The following is a 12,973-nucleotide window of genomic DNA, read 5'->3' as shown; positions in this document are numbered from 1 at the left end:
TGCCAAAATAGACCGGGCACCCGCTCCTTTCAGATCGCGAGGACATCTTTCATGGGACGGTTCGAACCTTTCGGGACCGGCTTCAAGGCTGATTTCGACGTGCGGGTCGGCCCGGCTCGCGCCGCGTGGGACTGTGCGGCCTTCGCCCGCCGACTGCGTTCCGACGTGGAACACGTCATGGGAATCAGGTTCGACCCCGCCGACGACGGGCGGGAGCCTTCGGGCGGCTTCCGGTCCTGGTTCGAGAACGAGGACCTCAGCTTCCGTCTGATCGTGGACGATCCCGAGGAGGGCCCGCCCCTGGACAAGGTCCCCGCCTACGCCATCCCCGTCTCCCGGTCCGAGCAGGTCGCGACATGGGAGCTCGCCGAGAAGCTGTACGACGGACTCGACGCCCTCGGAACGTACCTGTTGGTCGCCCTCGACAAGGCCGGCGAGCCCGTCGCCGCTAACTTCGACCTGGGTGATGACTGGTGATCTGACGGTGCGAGATCACCTCAGCAACACCCCGGCCCCCTCCACCACCTCCTCGGAGGGCACCGCCACCACGCCCAGCTCCGGGCCCGAGGCCAGGAGGCGGTGGGAGGGCAGGATGCGGACCGTGTAGCCGTAGGGGCCGGTGCGGTCGAGGGAGAGGGGGCCCTCGTAGACCCAGCGGCCGTCCGGGTCCGGGCCGCCCACCGGCTTCAGCGGGACCGTCGTCGCGTCGGCGATGCGGTCCTCCTCGTCCACCCGGCCGGAGACCGCCTGGACCTCCACGTCGTCCGGGCCGAGGGCGCCGAGACCCACGTGGACCCGCAGGCCGAGCGTGGTGCCGAGTTCGGCCGTGGTCGTCGCGGTCGTGGTCTCCACGTGGTCGACCGTCACGCCGTGCCACTGCGCCCGCACCCGGGCCTTCCACTCCGCCAGCTCCCGCGCCGTGTCCGGGGCCATCGTGCGGTGGGCGTGGGCGGCGGGGGCGTAGAGCCGCTCGACGTACTCGCGGACCATCCGGCCGGCCAGGACCTTCGGGCCCAGGAGGGTCAGGGTCTGGCGGACCATCTCGATCCAGCGGTCGGGCAGGCCGCCCTGGCCGCGCTCGTAGAAGCGCGGCGTCACCCGCTGTTCGAGGAGGTCGTAGAGGGCGTCGGCCTCTATGTCGTCACGGCGGTCGGGGTCGGTCCCCACGCCGTCCGCCGTCGGGATCGCCCAGCCGAAGTCGGGCTGGAACCACTCGTCCCACCAGCCGTCCAGGACGGACAGGTTCAGACAGCCGTTCAGAGCCGCCTTCATCCCGCTCGTCCCGCACGCCTCCAGCGGCCGCAGCGGGTTGTTGAGCCAGATGTCACAGCCCGGGTAGAGCTTCTGCGCCATCGCCATGCCGTAGTCGGGCAGGAAGACGATCCGGTGCCGCACCCGCGGGTCGTCGGCGAACCGGACCAGCTCCTGGACCAGCCGCTTCCCGCCGTCGTCCGCCGGGTGCGCCTTGCCGGCCACCACGATCTGGATGGGCCGCTCGGGGTGCAGGAGCAGATCCATCAGCCGGTCGCGGTCCCGCAGCATCAGCGTCAGGCGCTTGTACGACGGGACGCGGCGCGCGAACCCGATGGTGAGGACATCGGGGTCCAGCACCCCGTCGATCCACCCCAACTCGGCCGTACCGGCGCCGCGTTGCCGCCAGGACGCCCGCAGCCGGTCCCGCACCTCGGTCACCAGCTGCTCGCGCAGCGTCCGGCGCAGCTCCCAGACGTCCTGGTCGGGGATGTCCCCGACGGCGTCCCAGCGTTCCGAGCCGCCGACGGTCAGCGCGTCCTCGGTGCGCTGGGCGCCGATCTGCCGGGCGCCGAGCCGGAACACCTCGGGGGCGACCCAGGTCGGGGCGTGCACCCCGTTGGTCACGGAGGTGATCGGCACCTCCTCGGGGTCGAATCCCGGCCAGAGTCCGGAGAACATCTCCCGGCTGACCTGCCCGTGCAGCAGCGAGACGCCGTTGGCGCGCTGGGCGAGCCTGAGGCCCATCACGGCCATGTTGAACAGGTTGGGTTCGCCGCCGGGGTAGGTCTCCATGCCGAGCGCCAGGATGCGGCCCACGTCCATGCGTGGCAGCTCGGCGTCGGGGCCGAAGTGCCGGGCGACCAGCTCACGGTCGAAGCGGTCGATGCCGGCCGGGACGGGGGTGTGCGTGGTGAACACGGTCCCCGCGCGGACGGCCTCCAGACCGGCGTCGAAGTCCAGCCCCCGGTCGCAGAGTTCGGCGATCCGCTCCAGGCCGAGGAAGCCGGCGTGCCCCTCGTTGGTGTGGAAGACCTCGGGCTCGGCGTGGCCGGTCAGCCGGCAGTACGTCCGTACGGCCCGGACACCCCCTATGCCGAGGAGCATCTCCTGGAGCAGCCGGTGTTCGCTGCCGCCGCCGTACAACCGGTCGGTCACCCCGCGTTCGCCGAGGCCGTTCTCCTCGACGTCGGAGTCCAGCATCAGCAGCGGCACCCGGCCGACCTGGGCGAGCCAGATCCGGGCGTGCAGCCGGTTGCCGCCGGGGAGGGCCAGCGACACCTGCGCCGGGGTGCCGTCGGCCTCCTTGAGCAGCGCCACGGGCAGCTCGTTGGGGTCGAGGACCGGATAGTGCTCCTGCTGCCAGCCGTCCCGGGACAGGGTCTGCCGGAAGTAGCCGTGGCGGTAGAGCAGGCCGACGCCGATCAGCGGGACGCCCAGGTCGCTGGCCGCCTTCAGGTGGTCGCCGGCCAGGATGCCGAGGCCGCCGGAGTACTGCGGCAGCGCGGCCGTGATGCCGAACTCGGGTGAGAAGTAGGCGACGGCGGCCGGAAGTTCACCCGGATGCGCCTGGTACCAGCGCTCGCCGGTGACGTAGTCGTGGAGGTCGTCGGCGGCCGCGGTCAGCCGGCGCAGGAAGCGGCGGTCCTCGGCGAGCTCGGCGAGCCGGGCGGGGCGCACGCCGCCGAGCAGCCGTACGGGATCACCGCCCGACGCCGCCCAGCGTTCCGGATCGACGGACTGGAAGAGATCACGGGTCTCGGTGTGCCAGGACCAGCGCAGATTGCGCGCCAGATCGCTGAGCGGCCGGAGGGGTTCGGGCAGTACGGGTCGGACGGTGAATCGACGGATAGCCTTCACTTGCCACCTCGTCAGGCGTGCGGAGGGGGACACACGGCGGTGTGGGTCCCGTCGTCAACCCCGACCGTATCCGTGCGGAGGGTCTCGTCACCACGGCGCCGTTCCGGATCGAACAGTCCGAAAATCGCCGCAACCTCCCCACCTCCCCTCATGGCGGATATGGCCGATTCCACCCCCTCAGGCGTCCTTGTGGTACTTCACACCGCACGAGAGGCTTCCCCTGGCGTACCGGTCGGCGCCGGGTGCACCCGGCGGACCGCGGCTGCCGTACGCCATGCTGAGGAGGGGAAGTCAGGCCATGGCACGGACGCGACATCGGCGTCTGCGCCGGCTGGGGGGATTGACCGCGGTGGGCTGTGCCGCCGCGCTTTCGGCCATCACCCTGCCCGCGCAGGCCGCACCACAGGGACGGATACTCGGCGCCGGAGAGCCCGGGTCCGTCACCGGGAGTTACCTGGTGACACTCAAGGGGGGTACAGAGGCTCCGTCGGCGACCGGAAAGGGCCTCGCCGAGAAGTACGGGGCGAGAATCAGCCATACCTACGGCACGGTGCTCAACGGCTACGCGATCCGGGCCGACGAGAGACAGGCCCGGCGACTGGCCGCGGACCCCCGGGTCGCCTCGGTCGCCCAGGACACCCGGGTGACCCTGGAGGGGGTCCAGAAGAACCCGCCGTCCTGGGGCCTCGACCGTCTCGACCAGCGGGCCCGGCCCCTGGACAGGACCTACGCCTGGCCCGCCTCCGGGGGCGCCGGGACGACGGTGTACGTGATCGACACCGGCATCCGGATCTCCCACAGGGACTTCGGGGGCCGGGCGAGCTACGGCTGGGACTTCGTGGGGGGCGACCGGTCCGCGGGCGACGGAAACGGACACGGCACCCATGTGGCGGCCACCGTCGCGGGCGCCGGGTACGGCGTGGCGAAGCGGGCCGAGGTGGTCGCCGTACGCGTCCTCGACAACGCGGGATCGGGCACGACCTCGCAGGTCATCGCCGGGATCGACTGGGTGACGAGGAACGCGCGGAAACCGGCGGTCGCCAACCTCAGCCTGGGCGGCACCTACAACGCCCAGCTGGACGCGGCCGTCCGCAACTCCATCGCCTCCGGGGTGACCTACGCGGTCGCGGCGGGCAACGAAGGACTGCCCGCCGGCCTCTACTCACCGGCCGGCGTACCGCAGGCGATCACGGTCGGCGCGACCGACACCAAGGACCGGCGGGCCGGCTTCTCGAACTACGGTTCCGCCGTGGACCTCTTCGCGCCCGGGGTGTCCATCACCTCGGCGGGCATCACGAGCGACACCGCCAGGGCGACCTGGTCGGGTACGTCGATGGCGACCCCGCACGCGGCGGGCGCCGCCGCCCTGTACCTGTCCGACCATCCGAGGGCCACTCCGGCACAGGTCGGCAAAGCACTGGTGAAGGCGGCCGTCACCGGGAAGGTGTCCGGCCGGGGAGCCGGTTCGCCGGACAAAATCCTTCAGGTGCCGGGTTCCTAGCGGAAGCGTCCGCAGACCGGTCCCGTTCGGCCAGAACGGGACCGGTCTTGTGTGCAGACATACGCGTGAGTAGTTAACAAAGTGCCGGATTGCCCACCCGAATAGGGTGGGAAGGCTCCACCGGTACACGGCTCAGGTAGGTTCACTGGGACGCCCCGCAGGACCCCCTCCCCACAGCCATCCGCCCACCCGAAGTTGACGCGGACAGGAGCGGTCATGCCCGCCACGCACCACCACTCGTCGGCACCCCCGACGTCCAGCACCGACGCACTCACCCCGCGCCCCGTCGACCCCGGACCACCGCCCCCGGAGCGATCCTCCACGGCGGCGGACCGGACCACGGCCGTCGGGCGCATACCCGTCCTCGACGTCCGCCCGGTCGTCCAGCGCGGTCGCCGGCCCGCCAAGGCGGTCACCGGAGAGACCTTCGAGGTCTCGGCCACCGTGTTCCGCGAGGGCCATGACGCGGTCGCCGCCAATGTCGTACTGAAGGATCCGGAAGGCCGCATCGGACCGTGGACCCCGATGCGGGAGCTGGCCCCGGGCACCGACCGCTGGGGGGCCACCGTCACCGCGGGCGCTCCCGGTCTGTGGACCTTCACCGTGGAGGCCTGGGGCGACCCGATCAGCACCTGGCGGCACCACGCCCAGATCAAGATCCCGGCCGGCATGGACACCGAACTGGTCCTCGAGGAGGGCGCCCGGCTCCACGAACGGGCCGCGGCCGGGGTCCCCGACGACGGGCGCAACGGCGTGATCCTCGCGGCCGTCCAAGCCCTGCGGGACGACACCCGGCCGGCCGCCGCCCGCCTCGCCGCCGCCCTGACGCCCGAGGTGGACGCGGTCCTCGCGCGGTATCCGCTGCGGGAGTTGATCACGGCGTCGGAGTCGTTGCCGCTGCTGGTGGAGCGGGAGCGGGCGTTGTTCGGCTCGTGGTACGAGTTCTTCCCCCGTTCGGAGGGCACCCCCGAGACGCCGCACGGCACGTTCCGTACCGCGGCCCGCAGGCTGCCGGCGATCGCGGCGATGGGCTTCGACGTGGTCTACCTGCCGCCGATCCACCCGATCGGCACCACCTTCCGCAAGGGCCGCAACAACACCCTCTCCGCCGGCCCGGACGACGTGGGCGTGCCGTGGGCGATCGGCTCGCCGGAGGGCGGCCACGACGCGGTCCACCCGGACCTGGGCACCATCGAGGACTTCGACTGGTTCGTGCGGGAGGCCGCCGCGCACGGGCTGGAGATCGCGCTGGACTTCGCGCTGCAGTGCTCGCCGGACCATCCGTGGGTGCAGAAGCATCCGGAGTGGTTCCACCACCGCCCCGACGGCACGATCGCGTATGCGGAGAATCCGCCGAAGAAGTACCAGGACATCTACCCGATCGCCTTCGACGCGGATCTGGACGGGCTGGTCGCGGAGACCGTGCGGGTGCTGCGGCACTGGATGGGGCACGGGGTGCGGATCTTCCGCGTGGACAACCCGCACACCAAGCCGGTCGTCTTCTGGGAGCGGGTGATCGGTGACATCAACGCCACCGACCCGGATGTGATCTTCCTGGCGGAGGCGTTCACCCGGCCGGCGATGATGCACACGCTGGCGCAGATCGGTTTCCAGCAGTCGTACACGTACTTCACCTGGCGCAACAGCAAGCAGGAGCTGACCGAGTACCTGAGCGAGCTGTCGGGTGAGGCGGCCTCCTACATGCGGCCGAACTTCTTCGCCAACACCCCCGACATCCTGCACGCCTTCCTCCAGCACGGCGGGCGTCCGGCGTTCGCGCTGCGCGCGGTCCTGGCCGCGACCCTCTCGCCCACGTGGGGGATCTACTCCGGGTACGAGCTGGCCGAGAACACCCCGCTGCGCGAGGGCAGCGAGGAGTACCTGGACTCGGAGAAGTACCAGCTCAAGGCCCGCGACTGGGACAGTCCCGACAGCCTCGCCCCCCTGATCACCCAGCTCAACACCATCAGGCGGGACAATCCGGCCCTACGGCAGCTGCGCGACCTCCACTTCCACCACGCGGACAAGGACGAGGTGATCGCGTACTCCAAGCGGAGTGGCTCGAACACGGTTCTGGTGGTCGTGAACCTCGATCCGCACCACACCCAGGAGGCCACGGTCTCGTTGGACATGCCGCAACTCGGCCTGGAATGGCACGAGTCGGTGCCGGTGCGCGACGAGCTCACCGGTGAGACCTATCACTGGGGCAGGGCGAACTACGTGCGACTCCAGCCCGGCGGGGCACACGTCCTCGTGGTCGGCCGGGGGTCCGGGGGTCAGTCCCCGGGTGAGCACAGCACCGTCCTGCGACCGTCCACCCCGCAGATCGGAGGGTCACCCACAACATGATCGTCAACGAGCCCGTCCACGACACCTTCGAGGACACCCCCGCCAAGGACCGCGACCCCGACTGGTTCAAACGGGCCGTGTTCTACGAGGTGCTGGTCCGCTCCTTCCAGGACAGCAACGGCGACGGTGTCGGCGACCTCAAGGGCCTGACCGCCAAACTGGACTACCTCCAGTGGCTGGGCGTCGACTGCCTGTGGCTGCCGCCGTTCTTCAAGTCGCCGCTCAGGGACGGCGGTTACGACGTCTCCGACTACACCGCCGTACTGCCGGAGTTCGGTGACCTCGCCGACTTCGTGGAGTTCGTCGACGCCGCCCACCAGCGCGGCATGCGCGTGATCATCGACTTCGTCATGAACCACACCAGCGACCAGCACCCGTGGTTCCAGGAGTCCCGCGCCAACCCCGACGGCCCCTACGGCGACTACTACGTCTGGGCGGACGACGACAAGCAGTACCAGGACGCGCGGATCATCTTCGTCGACACCGAGGCCTCCAACTGGACCTTCGACCCGGTCCGCAAGCAGTACTTCTGGCACCGCTTCTTCTCCCACCAGCCGGACCTCAACTACGAGAACCCGGCCGTGCAGGAGGAGATGATCTCCGCGCTGCGGTTCTGGCTGGACCTGGGCATCGACGGCTTCCGTCTCGACGCCGTGCCGTACCTGTACCAGCAGGAGGGCACCAACTGCGAAAACCTTCCGGCAACCCATGAGTTCCTCAAGCGGGTCCGCAAGGAGATCGACGCGTCCTACCCGGACACGGTGATCCTGGCGGAGGCGAACCAGTGGCCGGAGGACGTGGTCGACTACTTCGGCGACTACGAGTCCGGGGGCGACGAGTGCCACATGGCCTTCCACTTCCCGGTCATGCCCCGCATCTTCATGGCCGTGCGCCGCGAGTCCCGCTACCCGGTCTCCGAGATCCTCGCCAAGACCCCGGCCATCCCGCAGAACTGCCAGTGGGGCATCTTCCTGCGCAACCACGACGAGCTGACCCTCGAAATGGTCACCGACGAGGAACGCGACTACATGTGGGCCGAGTACGCCAAGGACCCACGGATGCGCGCCAACATCGGCATCCGACGGCGCCTCGCCCCGCTGCTCGACAACGACCGCAACCAGATCGAGCTGTTCACCGCTCTCCTGCTCTCCCTGCCCGGCTCGCCGATCCTCTACTACGGCGACGAGATCGGCATGGGCGACAACATCTGGCTCGGCGACCGGGACGCCGTCCGCACCCCCATGCAGTGGACACCGGACCGTAACGCGGGTTTTTCCTCCAGTGACCCCGGGCGTCTGTACCTGCCGACCATCATGGACCCGGTCTACGGGTACCAGGTCACCAACGTCGAGGCGTCGATGTCGTCGCCCTCGTCGCTGCTGCACTGGACCCGCCGGATGATCGAGATCCGCAAGCAGAACCCGGCGTTCGGCCTCGGCTCCTACACCGAGCTCCAGTCGTCGAACCCGGCGGTGATCGCGTTCCTGAGGGAGTACGAGGACGACCTGGTCCTGTGCGTGCACAACTTCTCCCGGTTCGCGCAGCCGACGGAACTGGACCTGAGCACCTTCAACGGACGGCATCCGGTGGAGCTGTTCGGCGGGGTGCGGTTCCCGGCCATCGGTGAGCTGCCGTACTTGCTGACCCTGGGCGGGCACGGCTTCTACTGGTTCCGGCTGCGCAAGGACGCGGCCTAGCCGACCGGGACCCGGGCGGGGCGGTTTCCACCGGCCCGCCCGGGGCACGCATCAGTAACACCCCGACCAGCCAGCCCGGGGAAAGGACGCCCCACCATGTCGGAAGCCGTCACCCGTACCGCCACGACAAGTACAGGCATCCTCGCCTCCCTCGACCCACTCCTGCGCGAGTGGCTGCCACGGCAGCGCTGGTTCGCGGGCAAGGGACGCCCGGTCACCGGGTTCTCGCTGGTGGCGGCCACCGAACTGTTGCCCCCCACGGCCAAGCTCGGCCTGTACCACCTGCTGGTCCGCGCCCACCAGCCGCTGACCGTGGGCGCCCCGCCGCACCCCGGGGACTGCTACCAGCTCCTCATAGGCGTGCGCGAGGCGCTGCCGCCCCGGCTGGCGCCCGCGCTGATCGGCCATGTCGAGGAGGGCCCGCTCACCGGCCGCACCGCGTACGACGCCCTCCACGACCCACTGCCCGCCGAACTGCTCCTGGAGGCGATCCGCACCGGAGCCCGGATCGGCGGGCTGCGTTTCGAGCGGGACCCGCACCAGGAGATCCGGGACGGCCTGGTGGCCCGGGTGATGACCGCCGAGCAGTCCAACTCGTCGATCGTCTACGGAGATACGTTCATCCTGAAGCTGCTGCGCCGGGTCGTGCCCGGCGTCAACCCCGACCTGGAGCTCCCGCTCGCGCTGGCCCGGGAGGGCTGCCCCCGGGTGCCCGCGCCGACGGGGTGGCTGCGGGCGGAGCTGGCGGACGAGCCGTACACCCTGGGCGTGCTCCAGCCCTTCGTGCAGGGCGCGTCGGACGGCTGGGAGCTGGCCCTGCGGGAGCTGGCCAAGGGTGAGGACTTCAGCGCGGAGGCGCATGCCCTCGGGCGGGCCACCGCCGAGGTGCACACCGCGCTGGCCCGGGCCCTGCCGACCGTGACGCTCGGCCACCAGCAGCTCCAGCTGCTCGTCGACGGCATGATCGAGCGGCTGGAGGCGGCCGTGCAGGCGGTCCCGGCCCTCCGTCCCCACGCCCCCGGACTGCACTCGGCGTTCACCGCGCTGGGGGATCTGGCCGCCGAGGGCACCACCTGGACGGCGCAGCGCGTCCACGGCGACCTGCATCTCGGGCAGTGTCTGCGTTCGGCCTCCGGGCACTGGTCGCTGATCGACTTCGAGGGCGAGCCGTCCAAGCCGCTGTCGGAACGCCGGATGCCGCAGCCGACGGCCCGTGACATCGCGGGGATGCTGCGCTCCTTCGACTACGCGGCCCACTCGACCGACCTGCCGGTGGCGGGCTGGGCCGAGGCCTGCCGGGCGGCATACTGCTCGGGATACGCCGAGGTCAGTGGTGTGGATCCACGGACCGATCCGGTGCTGCTGCGGGCGTTCGAGACCGACAAGGCGATCTACGAGGTCGTCTACGAGGCGCGGCACCGGCCGGACTGGCTCCAGGTGCCGATGGCCGCGGTGGCGCGGTACGCGACGTCCGACCTGATCTGACCGACCTTTCCTGGCCGAGGAGGCTCCTCCTGTGACTCCGCCCACCCCCAGCGGTTCAGAACCGAAGAAGACTGCGAAGAAGAAGGCCGCGGAGAAGCCAGTGACCAAGAAGGCCTCGGCGCAGGCGCCGCCCGCGGGGAAGTCCGGCGTGGAGAAGTCCGCCGCCGACAAGACGGGTGCCGTGAAGGCCGTCGCGGAGAAGGCGGTCGCCGACACGGCCGATGCGGTGAAGGCCGTCGCGAAGAAAGTGGGTGCCGAGAAGGCCGTCGGTCGACGGCCCGCCGCCAAGAAGGCCGGCGCCGAGCAGGCTGGTGTCAAGAAGGCCATCGCCAAGAAGGCCGGTGGTGAAAAGGCCGTCACCAAGAAGGCGCTGGCCAAGGAGGTACCGGCGAAGAAGCCTGCCTCGAAGAAGGCCGCCGCCAAGAAGGTCACGGCGAAGAAGGCCACGGCGAAGAAGGTGGCCGCCAAGAAGCCCGCAGCACGGAAGGCGACCGGTACGAAGCCCCCGGCGCAACCGATCGCCTCCGCGGGACCCACCACCGAGCCGGTCACCGCCCTCACCCCGACCCCCGCCCCGCCGCCGGAGGCATCCGTGCTGGATGCCGGGGATCGTGAGCGGTTGCTTTTTGGTGCTCATCACGATCCGCACTCCGTGCTGGGGGCGCATCCAGTCGTCGGTGGGGTGGCGTTTCGGGTGTTTCGGCCGTACGCGCTGGGCGTGAGCGTCGTGGCCGGGGACGTGCGGGCCGAGCTGCACGACGACGGTGACGGGTTCTTCTCCGGGGCGCTGCCGCTGACGGAGGTTCCGGACTACCGGCTGCTCGTGACGTACGAGGGGGCGGTCCAGGAGACCGAGGACGCGTACGCCTTCCTGCCCGCGCTCGGCGATCTCGACCTGCATCTGATCGGCGAGGGCCGGCACGAGCAGCTGTGGACGGCGCTCGGCGCGCAGCCGATGACCCACCAGGGCGTCGACGGCACCCGCTTCACGGTGTGGGCCCCGAACGCGCGAGGCGTGCGCGTGGCCGGCACCTTCAACTTCTGGGACCCGTCGGCGTTCGCGATGCGTTCGCTCGGCTCGACCGGTGTCTGGGAACTGTTCGTGCCCGGCGTCGGCGAGGGCGAGCTGTACAAGTTCGAGATCACCCGCCCCGACGGCTCGAAGACCCTGCGCGCGGACCCGCTGGCCCGCCGCACCGAGGTCCCGCCCAACACCTCCTCGATCATCCACGCCTCGCACCACGAGTGGGGCGACGAGGAGTGGCTGGCCCAGCGTGCCGAGGGCGCCCCGGCGCACCAGGCCCCCTTCTCCGTCTACGAGGTCCATCTCCCCTCCTGGCGCCCCGGCCTGACGTATCGTCAACTCGCCGAGCAGCTGCCCGCGTACGTCAAGGACCTCGGCTTCACCCACGTCGAGCTGATGCCCGTCGCCGAGCACCCCTTCGGCGGCTCCTGGGGCTACCAGGTCACCGGCTTCTACGCCCCCACCGCACGCCTGGGCACCCCCGACGACTTCAAGTACCTGGTCGACGCCCTCCACCAGGCCGGGATCGGCGTACTGATGGACTGGGTGCCCGCGCACTTCCCGCGCGACGACTGGGCGTTGGCCGAGTTCGACGGCCGCACCCTGTACGAGCACGAGGACCCGCTTCGGGCCGCGCACCCCGACTGGGGCACGCTGGAGTTCGACTACGGCCGCCGGGAGGTCCGCAACTTCCTGGTGGCGAACGCCATTTACTGGTGCGAGGAGTTCCACATCGACGGCCTCAGGGTCGACGCGGTCGCCTCGATGCTCTACCTCGACTACTCGCGCGAGCCGGGTCAGTGGGTGCCGAACGTGCACGGGGGCCGGGAGAACCTGGACGCGGTGGACTTCCTCCAGGAGATGAACGCGACGGTCTACCGGCGGGTGCCGGGTGTCGTGACGATCGCGGAGGAGTCGACGGCCTGGGACGGCGTGACGCGCGCGACGCACCACATGGGACCGGGCGGCTTCGGGGGCCTGGGCTTCGGTCTGAAGTGGAACATGGGCTGGATGCACGACTCGCTCGACTACATGGCCCATGAGCCGGTGCACCGCAAGTACCACCACCACGAGATGACGTTCTCGATGGTGTACGCGTACAGCGAGAACTACGTGCTGCCGATCTCGCACGACGAAGTGGTGCACGGCAAGCGCTCGCTGGTCTCGAAGATGCCTGGCGACTGGTGGCAGCAGCGCGCCAACCTGCGTGCCTACCTGGCCTTCATGTGGGCCCACCCCGGCAAGCAACTCCTGTTCATGGGCCAGGAGTTCGCCCAGGGCGCGGAGTGGTCGGAGGCGCACGGCCCGGACTGGTGGCTGCTCGACCCGGCGTACGGGGCGGAGGCCGACCACCGGGGCGTCCGCGACCTGGTCCGCGACCTGAACATCGTGTACCGGCACACCCCGGCCCTGTGGCAGCGCGACACCGACCCCTCGGGCTTCCAGTGGATCGTGGGCGACGCGTCCGAGGACAACGTCTTCGCCTTCCTGCGCTACGACGCGGAGGGCAACCCCCTCCTCGCGGTCTCCAACCTCGCCCCGGTGGTCCGCCCCGGCTACCGCCTCGGCGTGCCGGACGACATCCCGGCCTGGACCGAATCCCTCAACACCGACACCGGGAAGTACGGGGGCGGTGACATCACCAACCCGGACGTCCTGAAGCCCGACCCCCAGGGCTGGCACGGCCGCCCGGCCAGCCTCCAGCTCACCTTGCCGCCCCTGGCGACGGTGTGGCTGCGACCGGCGTAGGAGTCAGCGTTCGGCGGCCGGCGCGCAGGTCGGCGGTCGGCCGCCAGCCGTCAGCCG

Annotated in this window: 7 protein-coding genes; 6 read left to right on the top strand and 1 reads right to left on the bottom strand. The window is 70.5% G+C overall.

The genetic code is table 11. The features are described 5' to 3' along the window. Positions 1-51 precede the first annotated feature (51 nt). Positions 52-477: a hypothetical protein gene (locus tag AC2XR2_RS30735; RefSeq protein ID WP_491516823.1), complete on the top strand. Its 426-nt coding sequence runs from the start codon at positions 52-54 to the stop codon at positions 475-477. Between the two features lie 15 nt (positions 478-492). Here AC2XR2_RS30735 and AC2XR2_RS30730 read toward each other — a convergent pair whose 3' ends face one another. Next, complete coding sequence (locus AC2XR2_RS30730; RefSeq protein ID WP_491516822.1) at positions 493-3,111, bottom strand: glycosyltransferase family 1 protein; 2,619 nt, start codon at positions 3,109-3,111, stop codon at positions 493-495. A gap of 298 nt (positions 3,112-3,409) precedes the next feature. On the opposite strand from AC2XR2_RS30730, the gene AC2XR2_RS30725 reads away from it, so the two are divergent. The 5 genes from AC2XR2_RS30725 (at position 3,410) to glgB (ending at position 12,916) form a co-directional block, all read left to right on the top strand. After that, positions 3,410-4,612: a S8 family peptidase gene (locus tag AC2XR2_RS30725; RefSeq protein ID WP_491516821.1), complete on the top strand. Its 1,203-nt coding sequence runs from the start codon at positions 3,410-3,412 to the stop codon at positions 4,610-4,612. A 216-nt stretch (positions 4,613-4,828) separates the two neighbouring features. Beyond that, positions 4,829-6,961: an alpha-1,4-glucan--maltose-1-phosphate maltosyltransferase gene (locus AC2XR2_RS30720; protein WP_491516820.1), complete on the top strand. Its 2,133-nt coding sequence runs from the start codon at positions 4,829-4,831 to the stop codon at positions 6,959-6,961. Continuing rightward, a complete protein-coding gene (treS, locus tag AC2XR2_RS30715; RefSeq protein ID WP_381304906.1) occupies positions 6,958-8,658 on the top strand; it encodes a maltose alpha-D-glucosyltransferase in 1,701 nt (566 codons plus the stop codon). The genes AC2XR2_RS30720 and treS overlap by 4 nt, the downstream gene beginning before the upstream one ends. A gap of 96 nt (positions 8,659-8,754) precedes the next feature. Beyond that, a complete protein-coding gene (locus AC2XR2_RS30710) occupies positions 8,755-10,143 on the top strand; it encodes a maltokinase N-terminal cap-like domain-containing protein (protein WP_381304910.1) in 1,389 nt (462 codons plus the stop codon). 31 nt (positions 10,144-10,174) lie between these two features. Beyond that, positions 10,175-12,916, top strand: coding sequence for a 1,4-alpha-glucan branching enzyme (glgB, locus tag AC2XR2_RS30705; protein ID WP_491516819.1), 2,742 nt, complete (start codon positions 10,175-10,177; stop codon positions 12,914-12,916). The last annotated feature ends 57 nt before the right edge of the window (positions 12,917-12,973 follow it).

The sequence above is a fragment of the Streptomyces sp. LS-MS-L19 genome (genome assembly GCF_058382285.1).
This window is presented reverse-complemented; position numbering and strand designations above follow the sequence as displayed.

Excerpts from the sequence above, each read along its gene's own strand:
- AC2XR2_RS30735 (WP_491516823.1), top strand. The coding sequence starts at position 52 with ATGGGACGGTTCGAACCTTTCGGGACCGGCTTCAAGGCTGATTTCGAC.
- AC2XR2_RS30725 (WP_491516821.1), top strand. The coding sequence starts at position 3,410 with ATGGCACGGACGCGACATCGGCGTCTGCGCCGGCTGGGGGGATTGACC.
- AC2XR2_RS30720 (WP_491516820.1), top strand. The coding sequence starts at position 4,829 with ATGCCCGCCACGCACCACCACTCGTCGGCACCCCCGACGTCCAGCACC.
- treS (WP_381304906.1), top strand. The coding sequence starts at position 6,958 with ATGATCGTCAACGAGCCCGTCCACGACACCTTCGAGGACACCCCCGCC.
- AC2XR2_RS30710 (WP_381304910.1), top strand. The coding sequence starts at position 8,755 with ATGTCGGAAGCCGTCACCCGTACCGCCACGACAAGTACAGGCATCCTC.